Here is a 19,588-nt window from a genome sequence, read left to right on the forward strand (position 1 = left end):
CCAGAAAGTCGGGTCTTTTTTATTTGTTTGCTTTGACCCAGTTGACGGTCAGGTCGGTGCCTGCCGCTTCAAACAGTTTTGCAATGGCGCAATACTTGGCTGTCTCCTCGCCCACGATTGTCAGTTCTTCCTGCCTAGCGGGCGTTTCGCAATTCACGGTGAGCTCGATTTCCGGAAACGGAACAACGATCTCCTCCTCCATCAGAACACCGCGCCGATCCAACCTGCATTTCGCGTCTATCGTCACTGTGCCAAGATCAATTCCCAAACGGTGCGCGTTCTTGTGTCCAATGACGTTCGTACACGCGATCAAGGCCGCCATGGCCGTTTCGGTCGGAGACGGACCAAGGTTTGTGCCGCCCCGTTCGAGGGGCTCGTCGATTACCACTTCCAGATCGCGAATAGGTATCTCGGTACGCGCGTGTGTCGGGCACTGAGCTGTCGTCCGGTAAGTCACGACAGGTTTCACTTTCATTGCCACGGCGTAACCTCCTCATGCATAAGAGCAAACCTTTTCAAACGGAAAACGCGGCAGCTTGTGAAACAAACCGGTTTCGTCCGCGTAGCCCAGATTGCAAAGAAAGTTCGACTTGAGTGTCGTGCCCGCGAAGAATTCATCGTCGACGACTTTGTTCGAAAATCCTGACATCGCTCCAACGTCCAACCCGACAGCCCGGGCAGCGATCATGAAGTAGGCGCCCTGAAGCGTTCCATTGCGAAACGCAGTGTCGGCTGCATATTCGGGATTGTTTTCGAACAATGGCCGACGATCTTCGTGTGGGAAAAGAAAGGGCAATTCCTTCCAGAAGTCTTTGTCATAGGCAATGATCGCCGTGACCGGCGCATCCATCATCTTTGGCACGTTCTTCGGTTTTAACGACTTGGCAAGCCGCTCTTTTCCTTCTGCACTTTTCACGAAAACGAAGCGCGCGGGCAACGTATTCATGCTGGTCGCGCCGTTGATCGTGATGTCATAGATCTCTTCAAGCAGTTCGTCAGAAACTGGCTTGTCAGTCCAAGCGTAATGAGATCTGGATTCGCGCAGGATCAAGGCAATTGCGTCGTCTGAAAGACGTGGAATACGCTCACGCAGATCGCGATGATCTTGCTGCGCCTTGGCGCGAAGTGCCTCCAGTTCTGCCCCGGTCGGTGCACTCATGCTGCGGCCACCTTCGATCTGGCATCCTTTTCGTCGATAATCGGGCTGGCGCAGACGCCTATGCCTTCAATCTCGACTTCGACGGTTTCGCCAGGCTTCAACCAACGAGGATTTGGCTTCTTGGCGTGCCCAACACCCGGTGGTGTTCCCAGAGCAATGAGGTCTCCGGGCTCAAGAGTGGTGTACTCCGAAATCGTCGCTATGACCTGACGAACACCCCATATCATGTTGGCAGTGTTCGAGCTTTGAAGGATTTCATCGCCCACACGGCTTTCGATCTTCAGACCTGACGCTCCTTCGGGCAGTTCGTCTGGTGTTACGGTGAAGGGACCGATCGCGCCCGTGTCATCAAAGTTTTTGCCTGGCGTCCATTGAACGGTTTTGCGCTGATAGTCTCGCAGTGACCCGTCATTGAACACGGTGTAACCAAAAACATAGTCCAACGCGTCCTCTTCCGAGATATGACGACCACGTTTACCAACAATCAGCATAAGCTCGGCTTCGTAGTCGAGTTTTTCCGAACACGCAGGCCGCACCATAGGTTGCCCTGCAGCCATGATCGAGTTCTTCCCGCGCATAAACAGCGTTGGATACTCCGGGATGTCGTACCCGCCCTCTTTGATGTGATCTGTATAGTTCAAACCCATGCAAATGATCGTGCCGGGTGACGCCACGGGCAACGCTGGCGCGACAGAGGATACAGGCACACATTCTGCAGAGTCGATTTTTCCAGCCAGCGATTCGGCCAGTTCAGGCTTGCCGATCAAACCCATCAAATCAGGACCGACGGCAGGGTCCAAAGCCGTTAGATTCACCGCGTTTTCACCGTTCACGGCAAATACCGCTGTGCCCTCCGGAGTCTCTCCCACCACGTATTTCATTTTCACCATCCATGTCAGTTCGCTTGATTTTTGCCGACTATTTTGCCATATGTCAAATAATATCGATATTTTTGGAGGCGATTGATGGTTGCCTGGGCAGACTACAAATCAGAAGCAAAGAGCCGTGGCGCACTGGCTTTGGAGCTTTATGTTGCAATGAGTACGCCAGCCAAAGCACCCGAAGATGTGAAGGCGTCGCTTCCCGATCATTTGGCATATCAGGCGCAGCTTGAACGCGCGGGACAGCTGGCTTTTGCAGGGCCAATGTCGGATGAGACTGGTGAACACATGCAAGGAATGGGCCTGATTATCTATCGTGCTGACAGTCTTGAGGCCGCCCGAAAACTAGCCGAGGACGATCCGATGCACCAAAGCGGTGCGCGCAACTTTGTACTTCGGCGCTGGATGATCAACGAAGGTTCGCTGAACCTTTCAGTCAGCCTATCGACCGGAACGAGCGCCCTCAGTTAAAAGTACCCCGAAGAATGCGCATTCACAGAGGAATAGCCGGATATGGACGTCATGCTTGATACCGAGGGCAAAGAGAAATCAGCCACTCATGGTGCATATCGACGGCTGCGCGATATGATCCTGACAGGCGAGTTACCTCCGGGACAGAAGCTCAAGATCGAACAACTCCGTGGTTTGCTGGACACTGGCGCAAGCCCGGTTCGCGAAGCGCTTAGCCTTCTGACCTCTGACATGTTGGTTGAGCGGATCGATCAGCGCGGATTTCGGGCGGCGCCGGTCAGCAAATGCAACTTCGAGGAAATCCTATTGCTGCGATGCAACCTCGAGGAAACAGCGCTGCGCGCTTCCATCGCCAATGCAGATGGCGCTTGGGAGGACAGGCTAGTCTTGCGCCATCACCATATGAAAAAGGCCAGTCAAAAGGGTGCGCCTGACTTCGAAGACGCCCACAAAGCGTTTCATATGGCCTTGTTGGAAAATGCAAAACTGCCGTTGCTGTTGCGGTATTGTTCCCAGCTTTATGACCTCAACATTCGCTACCGTTATCTGGCAGCGGGAGGGCCAAGTTACAAAAAGCGCGATATCGCTGCCGAACACCAGCAAATCCTAGATGCCGCACTCGACCACGACGCAGACAGCGCAACTCGGCACCTGGTCGATCACTACCGGCGAACAGGCGAGTACCTAAGCAGCCAGATGGAGCCCTGAAATGCAGCGGAATTGGTTTCTGGGTGATCTATTAAACCATTTGCTGGACCGTCCCGACAAAAGGCGTGGCAAGGATGACAAACGATCCATTGCCGAGCTATGTGAGGCGCTTCTGTCCGCAGAAGGTGAAGTATCGGGCTTCACGCTCGCGTCTACGATTCTAGATCGCTACCACACCCTGGATGACCCCGAGAAACTAGACTTTTTTGCCTATTTGAATGACCATCTAGAGCTAGACGCGGATCAGCTTTCCCAAACGGCGCGCCTCTACGCCAGTGATCGAAGTGTCGATCTTTATCAAAGACTTAATGAAGTTGCAGAGCCAAGGCGGCAAGAGTTGTTGCGCCGGTTGAACCAGCCGTCTGGTGCGACGCAAGAACTTGTGGCCATGCGCGTTGACCTGCTGCGCTTTCTCAAATCCAACCCGGAACTCAAGCGAACAGATATCGATTTCGTCCATTTGTTGCGCAGCTGGTTCAACCGGGGCTTTCTTGTTCTCAAGCAAATCAGCTGGGATACCCCTGCCCGTGTTCTAGACAAGATCGTCACCTATGAGGCGGTGCACCAGATCAACGATCTGGACGATTTGCGGCGAAGGCTCTACCCGCCAGATCGTCGTTGTTTCGCGTTCTTCCACCCTGCGATGCCAGATGAGCCACTGATATTTGTTGAGGTCGCTCTGACCGCTGAAATCCCGGCTGCGATTGACACGCTTCTTTCCGAGGCTCGAGAACCGATCGAAGCCGAGCAGGCAAAAGTCGCGGCGTTCTATTCCATTTCAAACTGCCAAAAGGGTTTAGCGGGCATCAGCTTTGGTAATCTATTGATTAAGCAAGTTGTGACCGAGCTTTCGCGAGCTCTTCGAGGGCTTGATACCTTTGTGACCTTGTCGCCGTTACCGGGGCTGAAGCGTTGGCTGGCCGGGGAAACAGAACGTCCGGAACACGGCCATGCGGCCCAGGCCGTGTTGGCAGAAACAGCAACGCCGCAGGTCATACGTGCGATGGCTGCCCGATACTTAATGTTCGCCAAGCGCGAAGACGGGATGCCACAGGACCCTGTGGCCCGCTTTCACTTGGGCAATGGTGCCGAGCTTCATGAATTGCATGCTGAAGCAGATCTGTCGCCAAACGGACGCGCCCAATCCGGAGGCGCGATGGTCAATTATCTTTACGATTTAAATAAAACAGAACGTCACCACGAAGAATTCGCGACACGTGCCACGATCCAAGCCTCGCGTTCTGTTCGCGCGGCCTCAACCGCAGCGCTTGCGGTCAAGCCAAGGGAAAATACAGCGTGACAAATACTCTATACGACAACTTGTTTGCCCACCACGAGGGCAACACGACTCCGTTCCTGCAACTCGACGATGGCCAGGTGGTTTCTTATGACGCGTTTCAGAAGCGGGCAGCGCAGATCGCGCATGTCCTGAAGAATAGCGGAGTTTCCCCTGGTGATCGCATCGTTGTGCAGGCCCCCAAGCTGGCCGATACAATCGCGCTCTACGCTGCTTCGGTTCAGGCAGGTGCCGTCTACTTGCCGCTTAACACTGCCTATACCTTGGCAGAGTTGGACTATTTCATCTCTGATGCACAACCCGCATTAATCGTCTGCGACAGCATCGACCAAGTTGAATTCGAAAAACTGGCAGCCCGGTATGATGCAAAGCTGCTGACATTGGGTGGCAAAGATCCAAGCCTGAGCCACGAGGCCGACGTACAGCCTTGCGTGTTCGAAACCGTGAATCGCGCGCCAGAAGACCTCGCAGCGCTTCTTTACACATCAGGCACCACCGGCCGGTCCAAGGGCGCGATGCTCAGCCACCGAAACCTGCTTTCCAATGCCCAAACCCTTGTAGATTTGTGGCGCATCACCGACACTGATCGCTTGATTCACGCGTTGCCCGTCTTTCACACGCACGGGCTTTTCGTGGCTATGAATACGGCACTACTCGCCGGTGCCCAAATCAGGCTGATGGAAAAGTTCGACATAGACACGATCTTGGAAGAGTTGCCCCAGTCAACCCTACTGATGGGTGTTCCAACCTTCTACACAAGGCTGCTGGCGGACGACCGGTTCACGAAAGAAATCACAGGGACCATGCGCCTATTCGTTTCTGGTTCTGCCCCCCTTCTAGCCGAAACCCATGTGGCGTTCGAAACGCGCACGGGCCACCGCATCCTTGAGCGCTATGGCATGACCGAGACGAATATGAACACCTCGAACCCCTATAGCGGTGAGCGTCGCGCAGGAACCGTCGGCATGGCGCTGCCGGGCATCGAGGTGATCTTGACCAACCCTGAAACCGGAGAGCCATCGGCCCAAGGCGAGGTTGGAATGATCGAAATACGTGGCCCCAACGTATTCAGCGGCTATTGGAAAATGCCCGATAAAACAGCCGCAGAGCTGCGAGAGAACGGTTTCTTCATCACCGGCGACTTGGGCCAATTCAGTGAGGATGGCTATCTGTCGATTGTGGGCAGATCAAAAGACCTGATCATTACCGGTGGCTACAACGTCTACCCCAAAGAAATTGAAGACACCCTGAACGACATAGATGGTGTTAGGGAATCGGCAGTTTTCGGAATTCCCGACAACGATTTCGGTGAAGCAATCATCGCCACTCTGGTTGCTGAGCCAGACGTAAAACTTGACACGGATCAGATCGCGGAGACCATCAGAAACAAGCTGTCACGCTTCAAACATCCGCGCCGCTACGAACTCGTCCTGGAATTGCCACGAAACACAATGGGAAAGGTTCAAAAGAACGTGCTGCGCGAACAGCACGCGAACAAGGAGCAGTCGCCGGCCGCATCATAGAAAACCTGTCCAGACGCTCAATCATATCAAAACCGTCAGATCGGATAATACCGCCCCTTCAGACTGCCAAACTCATTAGGAGATCCACAATGACCCGCATGACGGCAAAAGACTTCGATCAGGAACTTCTGGACCTGTACGACTTTTACGCGCACGGCAAGATCACCAAGCGCCAATTTCTGGATCGCGCCGGCAAGTTTGCGGTCGGCGGCGTGACGACGGTCGCGTTGCTGAACATGCTCAGCCCAAATTATGCACTGGCTCAGCAAGTATCATTCAACGATCCCGATATCCACGCTGACTACATTACTTATCCTTCACCGAACGGAACCGGTGATGTCCGGGGCTACCTAGTTCGGCCCGCCGGCGTTGAAGAGCCATTGCCCGCGGTGCTGGTAATCCACGAAAACCGAGGCTTGAATCCCTACATCGAGGACGTGGCGCGCAGATTGGCGAAAGCCGGATTTATGGCACTGGCTCCAGACGGCCTGACTTCTGTGGGCGGATACCCAGGCAACGACGCGGATGGGCGCGAACTACAAAAGACAGTGGACCGGGTCGAGTTGATGAACGATTTTTTCAATGGGTTCGAATACCTATTGAACCGAGATGATTGCACTGGAAAGGTCGGCGCTGTTGGTTTCTGCTACGGCGGCGGTGTGGTCAGCGCAATTGCCGTGGCCTATCCCGAACTGGCTGCTGGTGTCCCGTTCTACGGGCGCCAGCCAGCGGCCGAGGATGTGGCCAAAATTCAGGCGCCGTTGCTTGTTCAGATGGGAGAGCTTGACGAACGCATTAACGCGGGCTGGCCAGATTTTGAGGCCGCCCTGCAGGCCAACGATAAGATTTATGAGGCCTATATCTACGAAAATGCCAACCACGGCTTCCACAATGACAGCACGCCACGTTACGACGAGGAAATGGCAATCCTAGCGTGGGACCGCACAATTGATTGGTTCAACACCTATCTGAAGTAATTGGTGTAAGCTACGAAGTCAGTCATTCGTTGATATCGCTTCGTGGCAATCCACGGTTCGTCTTGGCCTGCTATCCCAACCATTGGATGTTTTATAGAGTCGAAACGATGGGAGAATATTGTCGAAGTGGTTTTAGGTGAAGCGATCCATCGTTAAGTGTTCAACTCATCTACGGATTAAACGCGCTATCACTTTAATGCCGCTGATAGCAGCCATGATCATGTGTTCGGAGAAGGGCTGTTCTGAGACCGAATTGACCAATGCCGCATTTACCAACCAATGCCAGATTTTTGATCGAGGTGCCCCGTCAGTTCTCTTTAAATTTCGGCTGGGCTTTTAACCACTCACAGCGGATGGGATCGGATTAACTTGGACAACTGCGATCGTTTCTATGCGTGGTTAGCCGTTCATTTGGTTCACTTCGGCATCCCGAAACCGCCGCGCGAGATAATCCACGAACGCGCGGGTTTTTGGTGCCAGATTCCGCCTTTCGGCAAACAATACGACGATATCTGTGCTGGGTGGTGCATACTCCGGCATCACGTGAACAAGTTCGCCGGAGCGAAATTTACTGTTTGCCATATAGCAGGGTAGCCGTGCGATCCCGATACCAGCCAGCGCGGCTCTGAAGACAACATCGGTGCTGTTTCCCTCAAAACTGCCCGTTGCATCAAATCTTTCGCCTGCCTTCTGTTCGATACTATTCCAAGCGTTCCGCTGGCTTCTCCCCGAAACCCTCAGGCAATTGTGTTCGGCCAACTCGGCAAAACTCGACGGTGATCCTATCCTCTCAAGGTATTCGGGTGAGGCACATAGCACCCTACGACTCTGCATAATGCGCCTGACGACCATATCTGGGTTCTTCCGTTGTTCAGCAAAGCAAATCGCCGCGTCGAACCCTTCATTCCGAAGATCAATCTCCCGGTCGGTCAGATCCAACGATACTTGAACCTCAGGATTCTCTTCCATGAATTCAGGCAGAGCAGGGATTAGCTGTGACTTACCAAAGGCAACCGTGGATGCGACTCTGAGTACTCCGCGCGGGATACCATCAAAGTTTTGAATCATCGCCTCGGCCTCTTTGAATTTGTCAGCCATCGCTTTGCATTTTTCGTAGAACGCTTGGCCTTCCAATGTCGGGGAGACACCCGTTCTGGTGCGATTCAGAAGGCGATAGCGCACCTGACCTTCAAGTAAACTGATCTGCTTGCTCACAGCCGATGGGGTTTGCCCCATTGATCGTGCGGCCGCAGAGATACCGGAATCTTGCCGCTCAACCTTGCTCATACTCGTAGGATCGTTTCGCTTTGTAAGCAGGGCACGGAACGACTCCCTGATCTTTTCAAGGAAGGTGAGCGAACCTTCGGCGCTTGGGACTGTGGCTTTACGATGTGATACAAATTCACGAGGATCTGCGTATTTCACGGATCTCTCCTGTTTTGGAAATACACCCAAAATCTGAGTTAACCAGGAATCTCACAAGCGCCGTTTCTTGACATTAATTGTTCCAAAAAGTCACAATCAATCATGCCAAGAAATTTACCGCCCCTAAATCCGCTACGCGCCTTTGAGGCTGCTGGAAGGTTGGGTAGCTTTACCCGTGCAGCGGAGGAATTGAACGTATCGCACTCTGCAATTTCCCGTCACGTTCGCGGGTTGGAAAAGCGGCTAAACGTGCATCTCTTCCGGACGCAAAAATCCGGTGTTGCCCTCACAGAACAAGGGCAAATCTACTTGGGTCAGATCACACCCGCTCTTGATCAAATTGCAATCGCAACTGACGCTCTGATCTCTGTGCCCAAAGGCGTCGTTACTATGACGACAGAGAGTGCCGTAGCGCAAAAATGGCTGGTGCCGCGACTACCGCGACTGAAAGATGCGCATCCGGAAATAGACCTGCGACTTTCGATCACAACTGAGGTCATGGATATTGAAGCGCATGAATTCGATCTGGGCTTAAGATATCTTCGCACCCACCCAGACGAAGGATACGACCTGTTGTTCCCATCTCTGGTCAGAGCATTTGCCGCCCCAAACTTTGCGCCACATGCCAGCTCTAAGGCTGATCTTGAGGCTCTGGCATCCGGCCCATTGATTGAAGAGGCAACCTTCCGTCTTTGGCCAGAATGGTTCTCAAAATCTGGTTTGAAAGAGGTTCCTACTCTTGATCTGCCTCATCCATTAGGAGCGCTGCTATCAATCCAGTCAGCCGTGGCAGGCTTGGGGGCGGTTCTGATGGATCAGCACCTTTGTCAAACAGAGGTTGATACGGGTGCGTTGGTGCGCCTCAACGACGTGGAAATTCGTTTTGGAGGATATTACCTCGCCACCAACCAACGCGCAGGAAGGCGGCGAGCCGTCCGTGTTGTGCGAAAGTGGCTGCAGCAGGAGGCGCGATCCGGTCAAGGGGTCGCTATTGCATAGTTCCTCGCAATTTCAACGTCTACCGTCGAGCCCCAACTTAGATGGAGACACATTGGGTTCGCGTGCGCGACCATCCTCTCCAATTTCTCGGCCATCGGCGACGGCCACATCAAAGATCCGCTTATACACGCCTGCATCCCGGGTCGAAAGCAACGCAAAACAACCGTGAATTACGACAAACGCCGATACAAACGGCGTAACCGGATTGAGATCATGTTCGACAGGCTCAAGGACTGGCCGTGTGTGGCCACACACTACGAAGGATGCCCAAAGGTCTTTCTATCAGCTATCGCTCTCACTGCCATCGCCATCTATTGGTCATGAATCCTGACCCTAAGAACCCCGTCGAAATCCTAGGCGACAATGGTGCTTGGATCACGTGCGATACCTGATCTACTCATGATGGTCATCCTATACCTTCTGCCCTGACTAATACTCCCGCAAGTACTGGGAAACGAACTCCGTCAATTCCTCCCGGACCAAATCCGGCTCCAAGGCGACAAACCGCCCCTCCAACGAGAGCTTGACGATGCCGTGCACAGCAGAAAACACGGTTCGCGCACGCAAAGCCAATGTGTCTTCATCTAAGTTGGGGCTCAATTGCGATAACGGGCCGATAATCTCGGCAATGAGCACCGCGTGTTCTTCAAGGTGCCATTGCGGGACAGGTACTCCTGGTTGCATACGGTGATCAAACAATGCGGCCCACAGGTTCGGGCTCGCAGTACCGAAATCCAGATAAGCTAACGCCAGCGCAAGAAGCTTGTCCTGGGGCGCGGTTTGCAACGCAGAGGCGGTCTGCAATGACGCATGCAAGCGTGCGAGTGTGCGAGAGTTGACCGCCAGGATCAGAAGGTCCAGGTCTTCGAAGGCGTTGTAAAGACTGCCGAGAGCACATCCGGCATCTTTTGTGACATCACGGGCGCGCAAAGCAGCCAAACCTTGCGTTTCAATGCGCTTTTCCGCAGCAATCAGGATTTTCTCCTTCAGTATTTCTCTTTTACTTTTAGCCACTTAATCCTCTTGGCTCCAATTATAATGAACGACGTTCATTTTTAATATTGAACAATGTTCAGAATCATTTCATAGTCACTCCATGAACAATGTTCATAAATGAGGAGCCAACGATGTTCAAACAGTTTGCCACTTTAATAAGAGGCCGGGCCTTTGAGGCGGCATCCGTCGTAACCGACCGCAATGCTCTGCCTATTTTGCGCCAGCAGATCCGGGACTGCGCCCATGCTGTCCAGATGTCCCGCAAGGCTGTTGCCGTCGCGATGGCCCAGAACGAACAGGAGGTTAAGCAGCACGAACGACTGACCCAACAGATCGCGGATCTCGAAGGCCGCACTTTGGATGCGCTGCTGAAAGACCGTGAGGATTTGGCAAGGGATGCGGCCGAGACAATCGCACATCTCGAAGCAGAGCGTGATGTATCAACTCAGGCGCAGGCCCGGTTTGATACTGAGATCGCCCGCTTACGCACCGTCCTGCGCGAGGCTGAAACCCGGTTGCGGCAGCTGCAGCGTGGTCAGCGTCTTGCCACGGCCACCGACAATACGCAGCGCCTGCAACAAGTGGCACCCGACAGCGGTTTATCCACTTTGCGCGAGGCTGAGGACACCCTTCAGCGTTTGCAAGAACGTCAAAGCGAAATTGATGCCACAGCGCGCGCCATGACCGAGTTGGAAGCGACTGGCTCGGCCGAGAACATGCGCGACAGGTTGGCCGAAGCAGGGTGCGGTAAGCCTTTGCGATCAAGCACTGATGACGTGCTCGATCGCCTGAAGAAAAAGGTGAAGAAATCTGACAAAACGAAATCGAACTGACGACCAAACTGAATTTAACCGACAAAAAGCTGAAAGGAATTGATCCATGAATACCGAAGAAAACCTGAACCTGCCGCAGTCCAACGCCTGGAACATGTTCACTATTGGCTCGTTCATTGTCGCGGCAGCGATGATGGCCGGCGGCATCTACTTCCTCGAAGCCAGCTTTGCAGCAAAAGGGTTCTACTCCATGTCTGCGCTGATGTTAGTGCATACCACCGTTTCGATCACCAAGACCCTGCGCGACCGTGAAGAATCACAGCGTCTGCACAACCGGATCGAAGACGCAAAAACCGAAAAACTGCTGAAAGAGGTGGGCGAGAATATCGCTGCCTAAACAATAACCTCGCGCATAGACAGGCGCGTTCGGCTGGGGGTGGCACCATTTGCTGCCCCCAATCTTAACGCGTTGAACAAGACCCTGTCAGTCGGCACAGAAAAACGATCCGAGACGGCTGCGCATGTGCCCGGATCATCTGCCAGCGCCGCTGCAGGCCATCCCACCAAGCCACGTGCAGTAGCTTGCAACCAGGATCGATAAAACGACCGACCTGCCTCGACCATCGACCCGTTTTCAGGCCAGTGGAATAGTGCGATTGCCCCTGCTTCACGGCTGCGCGCGGCCTCACCCGACAGGTGTGGGCCAAGACCCAGCACCGTCAACAGATCATAAAGTCTGCCACCCAGAACGAATGGCGCGAACCTTGCGGTTGTTGCATCCATGGCAAGCACCTCTCGGTTCAAACCATCGGTGTGGTAGTTCGGATCGCCCTCACGCAAACGCATCCAACTCAGCAACTCGGAACGAAAGGCTTTGGATCGCATAACGCGGGCTGACGCGGTGTCGATTTGCTTTGCAAGCCACTCGATCTGGGCCGCATCTTCGACCAATGTCATGTGAGCGCTTCTCCAGTTCTCAAAAGCACCTTGAGGAGGAGGCGCAAAGCCCCCGCGATGTGTCAGACGTTTCGACGTTTCCACGGCCAGCTCTGCATCCTCTGCGTCAGCCGTCGTCTTAGGAGTAATGCAGGCAATCTTGCGCAAACCTGCCTCCTCCGGCTCGTCTGATACGGTTACTTCTGCACCAACCCCGTGCGCAGCCAGGGCCAGTACGGTGCCTTCCACCGCCGCACCACATGAGACTTCCAAATCGCGATCATTCGGATCACCAACAGGCAGGCGCCGTGACAGTTCAGCATGGATCTCAATACAACCCGCCCGCAACCGCCATCGCGCTGGCTGCGTGTTATGCGCCGAAGGAGCAAGCATCGCTTGCGCAACGATTGCTTCAAAACTCGTGCGGTCCACTACACCAACTCCTTGGAAAACAGATGCAGCCTGTGAAGCGGCGCAGCCCCGGCTTTTTCGGTTTGTCGCAGGCTGGCCGTATTCTCGTCAGCGATCCAAGTGCCGCCAACGGTTTTGTATCCGGCGGTAATCATGTCTCGTGTCATCTCGCTCAGCATCAATGGGTTGACCGAACGACCTTGAAACTCTGGCATTACACCCTGAAAAATGACCACTGCACGATCACGGCGAGCTTTGTAGCGGAGATAGTGATACGGCAGGGACAGACGCATAATCGATCCAATCCGCCGAAGCAACGGGTTGAGATCAGGAATGGCAATCACCGCACCTGCTGGAGCGCCGCGATAGTGCACAACCTTAGAAATTCGCGGGTCCATGATCCACTTCATGTCTTTGGCCTGAAAGTGGAATTCTTCGGCGGTTACTGGAACAAACATAGGATTGTTTTTGAAGCTGCGGTTCAGGATGGCACGCGCATCCTCAAGCCTCTCAGCAATGGTCGCGCGGGTGACGGGTGCAAAAGAGAACCCTTGATCCAGTAACTGCGAGCGTTGCGCGTCGGGCAAGACTTCCGGGATCGGATTGGTATCCAGGCGACGCTCGAAGGTGGTCATGGGAAAGTGCTGCTGAAACCCATTCGCTTCCAGCAGCGCTGGCAAGTGCGGAGGCCCCCAAATCTGGTCGGTAAACGGTTGCTGATTGAAACCACCCGTCATGATTCCAGCTTGTTGCATCGCAGTCAGGTTGAAGTTACCAACCAGCCGGGTCATGCCTTTGGCACGGGTCCAATTTTCTGCTGCTTGCAGTAAAACTGTGGCGACCTCGGGGTCATTTGCGCAATCAAAGTAGCCAAAACATCCTCGCGCCTCGTGGTGCAGGTTGTTCGATCCCCGGTGAAGGTGAGCCGTGATCCGACCCGCCGGCTTGCCGTACCTTTTCACCGAGAAAAACGTGAAATCTGATGCGTCAGAGAACAATGGGTTCTCGATCGACAAAAAGCGTTTCAAATCCGCTTTCATCGGCGAAACATATGGCGTGTCCGCGCCATAGGCGTGAAACGGGGCGGCGAAGAAACTTGAAAAGTCCCGTTCCAGCAACTCACTCATGCTTGCCCCTCACTCACCAGAACCTGCGCCATCCTCTGAACCGCGCGCAAGGCGGTACCGGTGCTGTCCAAAGCCGCGATTTCGGGACTGTTGAGCATGATCAATTGCAGAGGGGTGCCAGACAAGAAAACCGCATGGGTTGCATCGAAACGCGAGAATAGCCAATTGACTTGTTCGTCATCAGTGGCCCCCAACTGTTGAACAGGTGTTGTCGTGAAGCTGGCGCGCAGTTCATTCAGGTTCATATCCGCCAAGTCCGCATCGTCCACCAAAATCGCGTCCGGAGACCCGGCAGCCCGTCGAAGCAATGCCAAGCTAACCTTTGGGCCGTGCCCGTCCGCATCGGCAATCTCACGAAGGGCGATCAACTGGCGATCCTCAATCCGCAAGGCAATTGCTGCTTGCCAAATCGCCAACAGCATGAGCGAGGCCAAAATAATCGCCATTTCCTGCAGGCTGGACCGCATATCCATTGGCACAATCCCCGAGGTGATCAGCGAAAGCAGAGCGGCCACGACAAATACGATCCCGAAACCACGCAAAGTGTCCCACGGTCGCAATCCGGAGCGGTTCATCGCAATCGACAACCAGCACAGCCCCAGCACCGCCACTCCGCCCAGCCTGACCGGCAGGTCAAGCGTTGTTCCACGCATGAAATCCGTTGCCAGAAACGGCAGGATCAATAGGAATGACAGGCTTATCCAATTGATGGTTCTGTTTTCCGCATGTGACAGGCTGTCCCTATCGCGCCGCAAAACGAACAAAGCGACGCCACCTAATCCAAACAGTTGGAACAGCATCAGCCCCGCAAGTCTTCCAAATTCGATATTGCCAAACTGGAAAAGACCCAACAGCCCGAACGTCACAGCCCCCCACGCACAGAATTGTTTCAGCACCGCAGGCGCGTGGCGGCGCACAAACCCCTCGGACAGAACAAGTGCCGTCAAAGGGATCAATGCCGCGCAGATGCTTGTGATCGCTGAAAAAAGCCACCCCCAGCCACCCCAGTGGCCGATCCGCGCCAGCATCAGGACGATCAGCACCCACAGGCAGAATTGAAACCGTCTGGCAATTTCTTGCCTCTGCACAAGGTCCTTAAGACGCAACAATACGGTTGCTGCACCCAATGCCGCACATAGTGAAACCCAAGCATCCGCCAAAAAGGTCGCCATATCTGTCATGGAGTCAGCAACCTTTCCATCTGTCGTCGCACCAGTGGACGCATCAACGCGGCAATAAAGCTCGGCAAGGGCCGCTCGACCCTACCGGTGTGAGGGTTCAAGAACCACCCTCGGTAATCCGCGCCATGCGACCGCCCCAGAACAGCCTGAAGCGCCTCTCCTCCCATCAGTGCCCCTGCCATGATCACCATCGGCGCAAAGGACATACGGCTGCGGGCTCCGGCAATCACCTCACCTGCCAGAGCCAGATCAACGTGGTGCCGGGAGGACGAATGGGTCAGTACGTATTCCGCCTCGGCCATTGCTGCCGCATCTCGCATCCCCGAGGTCAGCTCATTCCACTTGGTGCCGCGTGTGGTGTAATTCAAACGCTCCTCGGGCATCGGATCGCCCGGCACTGTGACATAAACTGACGGCAACGGAGACGCATACGCGTCAATTACTGCGCGGTCTTTGGCCCGCGCAGTCCGATACAGCAGCAAGCTGGCGCCAAGATCGTCCGTGCCATTGACCACCACATCCGCGCTTTGAACCAAACGCTCCACATGGTCGGTCCAATCCGCCCCAAGTACTTCTATATCAGCCTCAGGGTTTATTTGCAGACACTGATCACGGGTTGCCTGAGCTTTATCTTGATCGACGGTTTTCAGCGTCGCAAAAAGCTGACGGTTCAGATTGGACACTTCGAACGCGTCCAGATCAGCCAAGATCAATCGACCCACGCCGGCACGGATCAGGGTCATGATTGCACTACCCCCCATTCCTCCGGCTCCACAGACGAACACGCTGGCGTTGCGCAAACTGGTTTGTTCATTTTCGGAAACAAATCCGAGATTGCGGGTGGTGAACTCCTGATAGGTAAAGACTGTCATTTTTTCTGCTCAAGTGGTCTGAGGATGCCAAATTCGTGTCGCGTATCGGCCCATTGCCAGAGTGGCATCGCCAATCGCTGCAATACCGCCGCGAAGACAGCAAGGGTGAGGGCAGCTACTGATCCGCGCGGAACTTCGCGACCGACATAGGACAGCGCTGTCGGCATATCCATTTGCCCCAACTGCAGGACATCATCGCCCCGGTCATAGTCAAGCTGGTTCTCGCAGAACTCATTAACGACCTGATCGCGATGTTTCGGCGCATCTTCGAAGGATTTCTTCAAATGATCCGACCCGCCCGTGTAGGCGTTGGTGATCACAAAGCGATCTTCGTCAAACCCCGCATCAGGACCGACGCCAAACACATGACGGTGATGCCGCATGATGCTCCGCGCCAAGTGTAGATGCAAAAGGCTACGCCGGTTTTGAGGTTCGGGCGGTGCCGCAGGAAAAACCCGAGCAAAGCCCTGCCCGACCAGCCCCACCACCGCCGGGACTTGCGTCACATTCGAGACCCAGAGCGGACGCATACCGTTTCGAAACAGGATCAACACACATGTCAGACCATAGAGAACCCAGCTGAAGCCCTGGCTGCGAAGGTCTGGATCAACCATCACCAATCCTAGGTGCAAGACCTCTTCGGATCGATGGCCCAAATTTACATCCATCAACGCCAAGGCATTAAAGGCAACAGGGGTATTGTCATCCCTGCGCGAAATCAGAGTAATCACCGAATGTGCAAGCCGATCGCGATCTCCAGCAAACACGCCGTATTTCAGTTCCCCGGCCGGCAGCGTTTTTGACGCCACACTCCGCAGCTCCGCGACCAGATTGTCCAGCTCATTGCTTGGCATCCACAGGCCAGGGCGTTCGAGAATACGTACGCGATAGCCGCCCGGGATACCTAAACGAATATCCATGTAACGCTGCGAAGCCGCGTTGATAATTGCGCTAAACAATTCCTGTTCCCGTTAATTTCTACTCATCTACGGATCCGAACGAAGTTTCGGCGAGGCCACTACTTGAGATCAATTTTCCTGAAGTCGCATAGCTTCGCCATCAACAGGTTTTTTTCTTTTCAGCGCAAGTCGTGAATTCCAGCAGCATTTAACTTTTCTGTCGCTCGCCAAGTTCTTTTTTATCCGCTGCCCCAAGGACTTTCTGTCCGCAATCGCCCTCGCCGCAACCGTCATGTTTTGGCAATGAAATAAGAACGAGTCCTGACCCTAGGTTCTGGATACTTCAAGATTTGCCAAAAATGTGTAGTCCGCGACGGTCAGGAAAGTCCATGGTGCGGCGCAGCTAGATTTCGACACTTCCGCTCAGGGTTCTTCGCGATGATCAGCGAAAGTGGAGAATGCAAACCTGTGACGGGAGATTAAGCATCGAGGACGACCCATTCCGGACCTTCGCCCCTCTGTCAAGATTCTGCGGTCGCAGCCCGCTTTCCCGACATTCGCCGCGAGTGCACGGTTTTGTCGTCAGCGAACTCAGATCGCGGACACTGCTGCCGTTGAATGGTGATCTACAAATGGCCGCTTTGGTTTATTATGCGATCTGGTGGGAAAGAGCTTTCTTGACGGACGGTTTGCGAGGGAGATACTTCATTTATGAGAACCCAAAATGGTCATCGCCACTCTCCTGTAAGGCCCCTTCTGGCCTTGCTCTTCGGGCTAACTATCTTAGCTAGCCCTACAGCCGCGCAAGAAGCCGAGCCGCAGCGTTCCGACTTCACAATCCCTGCCGACTTAAAGTCTGTCACAGAAGGCCGAGACGGCTTTTCTGCTAAGCAGAGCCAGTCCTACCGACAAGCCTATGACGGAGAAACTCTGACCACCTCCGGCGATGCCGGCAGCTATGCAGCGTCTCGCCTTAGTGAAAGCCTGCCAACAGCAATCGTGCATCGTTATGGACCGGTTTCAGAACTCAGCTACCAGCTGATGCCTGAAGTTGGTGAGGTCAGAGCGACGACCATTCTCGGCACGATGACATTGAACGAGATGATCCAAGACGAAAGGTCTCGGCTCAAAGCAATCGCCGTTGTTCACAAGGGACAGATCGTATTCGAAAAGTATGTCGGCATACGCGATTGGGACAATCACCTCTGGGCCTCTGCAACCAAGATACTGGTCGGGACCCTGGCACACATCGCCAACGAGCAAGGTCTCATCAACCTTGATGAAACAGTTTCCCAATATGTACCTGAACTCGGAGACACACCTTGGGCTAATATCAAGGTGGCTGATGTCCTCCACCAGCGATCCGGTCTTGATATCAGCGAAAGTCGGTTGGGTAGCGCTCCGGACCACCCAGTCAATCTGTTTTACGCCATTGGCTTTGGTGACCCCAATATCCCAGAGGGTCTGTCACTCATGGAAGCGCTGAAGCGCGTCGAGGTTGATGTAGAACCCGGCAGTCGTTTTGAGTACGCGTCTCTCAACACCTACGTCACGACGTTGATCTTGCAGAAGGTCACAGGGAAGCCGTTCGAAGATCTCGCAACCGAACACATCTGGAGCCAAGCAGGCATGGAGGGTGATGGCGTCCTCGGCCTTACCGTCAGTGGAGAACCTTCTTCTCCAGGGGCGTTCGCCGCCAGACTTCGTGATCTGGCCCGCTTCGGAATGCTTTTCACCCCGAGCTGGGACGTTGTCGCAGAAGAACAAGTGGTCTCAGAGGACTACTTCGCAAAGATCCAAGCCGCCGCCGACCCCGCCATCTATGGCGAAGACTACATGAGCAAGCGCCTCCTCAACGACTTTGGCGAAGACGGCTTTGGCGCTTCCTACCAGTGGGATGCTGTTTTCCCGGATGGAGACATGTACAAATCAGGGAGAACTGGTCAGTGCCTCTATGTGTCCCCTGAGACTGACACGGTAGTGGTCTATTACTCGTCCTCTTACCAAGCAGAGGTTTGGGTTCACGCCTACGCCCGCGAAATCGTTCAACAGCTGTTCAGATGAGTTGGTTCAAAAGGTGAGATGGGACGTAGGAAGCCGACATTCGCCGTTGAGCAGAAAACTGGCAAGTTGGGGCTCCTTGCAGACCTCAGAGGCGACGCAGCATCCTGTGATATCGCCCCTCGGCGACGTCGGGTTGCCGTTGTGGGAGGGCATGTCGGATCGGAGGATCAGCCATGGAAACACCAAACTTGCCTGCCATTCGTGCGCTTCGTCCAGGTTGAAACAAGGGACGTATCATCGGTCAGAAGCGACCGCTGAAACCAAAGCATGCCTGTGTGATCCGCGTTCGATTAGAGCTGGTCGAGAACCAACGTGATCTCGCGTTGTTCAACATGGCAATCGACAGCAAGTTACGCGGCTGTGATTTGGTGACGATGAAAGTGGCCGACGTAATGGCCCTTGGCCAGATCAAGGAACGGGCGACGGTGTTGCAAAGCAAAACGCGGAAACCCGTGCGCTTCGAAATATCTGAAGGGACGCGCGCCTCTGTCGAGAAGTGGATGGAAGACAAACCCATGATCGGTTCAGAATACCTGTGGCCCGGGCGGTTTCATGAGCGCCTGCATATCTCCACCCGCCAGTACGCTCGGATCGTACGTGATTGGGTGACGTCTATTGGGAATGCGGAGAACTAAGGTCAACCAGATTTACAAGAAGACGGGCAACCTGCGCGCAGTACAACTCTTGCACGGTCATACTGAGATGGACAGAACGGTTCGGTATCTTGGTGTTGAGCTTGAGGACGCCTTGGCCATAGCGGAAGCTATTGAAATCTAATGCCTCCGGGCCGCCTTCACGGGCGGCCCATTGCTGCCACTGGACGACAAGCGTCATCGCCGCGGTGCGGCCCGTCAAAGGAGACATTCCCTACGGGCGCGAAACCTAAAAT

The 19,588-nt window shown here is 54.3% G+C and carries 19 protein-coding genes and 2 pseudogenes; 11 read left to right on the plus strand and 10 right to left on the minus strand.

From position 1 onward, the window contains the following. Window positions 1–19: 19 nt before the first annotated feature. Genes AC2TDA_RS20410 through AC2TDA_RS20420 form a run of 3 tightly spaced genes read right to left on the minus strand, consistent with a single transcriptional unit; the run spans window position 20 to window position 2,040 of the window. A complete protein-coding gene (locus AC2TDA_RS20410) occupies window positions 20–475 on the minus strand; it encodes an OsmC family protein (protein ID WP_480850605.1) in 456 nt (151 codons plus the stop codon). Between the two features lie 18 nt (window positions 476–493). Next, window positions 494–1,159 carry a malonic semialdehyde reductase gene (locus AC2TDA_RS20415; protein WP_480880612.1) on the minus strand — a complete coding sequence of 222 codons (666 nt, stop codon included), beginning with the start codon at window positions 1,157–1,159 and terminating at the stop codon, window positions 494–496. Further along, window positions 1,156–2,040 (minus strand): fumarylacetoacetate hydrolase family protein, encoded by an 885-nt coding sequence (locus AC2TDA_RS20420; protein ID WP_480880613.1) that lies wholly within the window; start codon window positions 2,038–2,040, stop codon window positions 1,156–1,158. The genes AC2TDA_RS20415 and AC2TDA_RS20420 overlap by 4 nt, the downstream gene beginning before the upstream one ends. An 84-nt stretch (window positions 2,041–2,124) precedes the next feature. Here AC2TDA_RS20420 and AC2TDA_RS20425 point away from each other — a divergent pair, with 84 nt between their 5' ends. The 5 genes from AC2TDA_RS20425 to yghX all read left to right on the plus strand — a co-directional run bounded on the left by AC2TDA_RS20425 (window position 2,125) and on the right by yghX (window position 7,016). Next, a complete protein-coding gene (locus AC2TDA_RS20425) occupies window positions 2,125–2,511 on the plus strand; it encodes a YciI family protein (RefSeq protein ID WP_480880614.1) in 387 nt (128 codons plus the stop codon). Between the two features lie 42 nt (window positions 2,512–2,553). Next, window positions 2,554–3,219 (plus strand): GntR family transcriptional regulator, encoded by a 666-nt coding sequence (locus tag AC2TDA_RS20430; RefSeq protein ID WP_480880615.1) that lies wholly within the window; start codon window positions 2,554–2,556, stop codon window positions 3,217–3,219. Window position 3,220: 1 nt separating this feature from the next. Beyond that, window positions 3,221–4,519, plus strand: a complete 1,299-nt coding sequence (locus AC2TDA_RS20435; protein ID WP_480850528.1) for a malonyl-CoA decarboxylase domain-containing protein — start codon at window positions 3,221–3,223, stop codon at window positions 4,517–4,519. Further along, entirely contained in the window at window positions 4,516–6,039 is a 1,524-nt protein-coding gene (locus AC2TDA_RS20440) for a malonate--CoA ligase (RefSeq protein WP_480880616.1), read from the plus strand. Before AC2TDA_RS20435 ends, AC2TDA_RS20440 begins: the two co-directional genes overlap by 4 nt. A gap of 89 nt (window positions 6,040–6,128) precedes the next feature. Further along, complete coding sequence (gene yghX, locus AC2TDA_RS20445) at window positions 6,129–7,016, plus strand: YghX family hydrolase (RefSeq protein ID WP_480880617.1); 888 nt, start codon at window positions 6,129–6,131, stop codon at window positions 7,014–7,016. 399 nt (window positions 7,017–7,415) lie between these two features. On the opposite strand, the gene AC2TDA_RS20450 is transcribed toward yghX, so the two are convergent. Continuing rightward, on the minus strand, window positions 7,416–8,471 hold the full coding sequence (locus tag AC2TDA_RS20450) for a LysR family transcriptional regulator (RefSeq protein WP_480880618.1): 1,056 nt from the start codon (window positions 8,469–8,471) through the stop codon (window positions 7,416–7,418). Between the two features lie 72 nt (window positions 8,472–8,543). Between AC2TDA_RS20450 and AC2TDA_RS20455 the strand changes: the two genes are divergently transcribed. Further along, window positions 8,544–9,440 carry a LysR substrate-binding domain-containing protein gene (locus tag AC2TDA_RS20455; protein WP_480880619.1) on the plus strand — a complete coding sequence of 299 codons (897 nt, stop codon included), beginning with the start codon at window positions 8,544–8,546 and terminating at the stop codon, window positions 9,438–9,440. 120 nt (window positions 9,441–9,560) lie between these two features. Then, window positions 9,561–9,764, plus strand: a pseudogene (locus tag AC2TDA_RS20460) (IS5/IS1182 family transposase); the annotation flags it as partial. A 105-nt stretch (window positions 9,765–9,869) separates the two neighbouring features. On the opposite strand, the gene AC2TDA_RS20465 reads toward AC2TDA_RS20460, so the two are convergent. Next, window positions 9,870–10,454 carry a TetR/AcrR family transcriptional regulator gene (locus tag AC2TDA_RS20465; RefSeq protein WP_480880621.1) on the minus strand — a complete coding sequence of 195 codons (585 nt, stop codon included), beginning with the start codon at window positions 10,452–10,454 and terminating at the stop codon, window positions 9,870–9,872. 113 nt (window positions 10,455–10,567) lie between these two features. Here AC2TDA_RS20465 and AC2TDA_RS20470 point away from each other — a divergent pair, with 113 nt between their 5' ends. Together AC2TDA_RS20470 and AC2TDA_RS20475 are read left to right on the plus strand one after the other, a co-directional pair. Continuing rightward, on the plus strand, window positions 10,568–11,269 hold the full coding sequence (locus tag AC2TDA_RS20470) for a PspA/IM30 family protein (RefSeq protein WP_480850514.1): 702 nt from the start codon (window positions 10,568–10,570) through the stop codon (window positions 11,267–11,269). A 46-nt stretch (window positions 11,270–11,315) separates the two neighbouring features. Then, the gene (locus AC2TDA_RS20475; protein ID WP_170327328.1) at window positions 11,316–11,606 is read left to right on the plus strand and encodes a YiaA/YiaB family inner membrane protein; all 291 of its coding nucleotides are present in this window, start codon (window positions 11,316–11,318) and stop codon (window positions 11,604–11,606) included. Here the strand turns inward: AC2TDA_RS20475 and AC2TDA_RS20480 are convergent. From AC2TDA_RS20480 to AC2TDA_RS20500, 5 genes are read right to left on the minus strand one after another with little or no spacing between them, the layout of a single operon-like run. After that, on the minus strand, window positions 11,603–12,577 hold the full coding sequence (locus AC2TDA_RS20480; RefSeq protein ID WP_480880622.1) for a hypothetical protein: 975 nt from the start codon (window positions 12,575–12,577) through the stop codon (window positions 11,603–11,605). The two genes, AC2TDA_RS20475 and AC2TDA_RS20480, sit on opposite strands and share 4 nt — an antisense overlap. Next, the gene (locus AC2TDA_RS20485) at window positions 12,577–13,683 is read right to left on the minus strand and encodes a hypothetical protein (RefSeq protein ID WP_480880623.1); all 1,107 of its coding nucleotides are present in this window, start codon (window positions 13,681–13,683) and stop codon (window positions 12,577–12,579) included. The genes AC2TDA_RS20480 and AC2TDA_RS20485 overlap by 1 nt, the downstream gene beginning before the upstream one ends. Next, window positions 13,680–14,864: a hypothetical protein gene (locus AC2TDA_RS20490; protein ID WP_480880625.1), complete on the minus strand. Its 1,185-nt coding sequence runs from the start codon at window positions 14,862–14,864 to the stop codon at window positions 13,680–13,682. Before AC2TDA_RS20490 ends, AC2TDA_RS20485 begins: the two co-directional genes overlap by 4 nt. Continuing rightward, window positions 14,861–15,736: a ThiF family adenylyltransferase gene (locus tag AC2TDA_RS20495; protein ID WP_480850506.1), complete on the minus strand. Its 876-nt coding sequence runs from the start codon at window positions 15,734–15,736 to the stop codon at window positions 14,861–14,863. Before AC2TDA_RS20495 ends, AC2TDA_RS20490 begins: the two co-directional genes overlap by 4 nt. After that, the gene (locus AC2TDA_RS20500; protein WP_480880627.1) at window positions 15,733–16,656 is read right to left on the minus strand and encodes a hypothetical protein; all 924 of its coding nucleotides are present in this window, start codon (window positions 16,654–16,656) and stop codon (window positions 15,733–15,735) included. Before AC2TDA_RS20500 ends, AC2TDA_RS20495 begins: the two co-directional genes overlap by 4 nt. A 690-nt stretch (window positions 16,657–17,346) precedes the next feature. On the opposite strand from AC2TDA_RS20500, the gene AC2TDA_RS20505 reads away from it, so the two are divergent. Both AC2TDA_RS20505 and AC2TDA_RS20510 read left to right on the plus strand, forming a co-directional pair. After that, window positions 17,347–18,699, plus strand: a complete 1,353-nt coding sequence (locus AC2TDA_RS20505) for a serine hydrolase domain-containing protein (RefSeq protein WP_480880629.1) — start codon at window positions 17,347–17,349, stop codon at window positions 18,697–18,699. 332 nt (window positions 18,700–19,031) lie between these two features. Then, a pseudogene (locus tag AC2TDA_RS20510) lies at window positions 19,032–19,476 on the plus strand (tyrosine-type recombinase/integrase). The last annotated feature ends 112 nt before the right edge of the window (window positions 19,477–19,588 follow it).

Source organism: Ruegeria sp. HKCCD6426, from assembly GCF_057221115.1.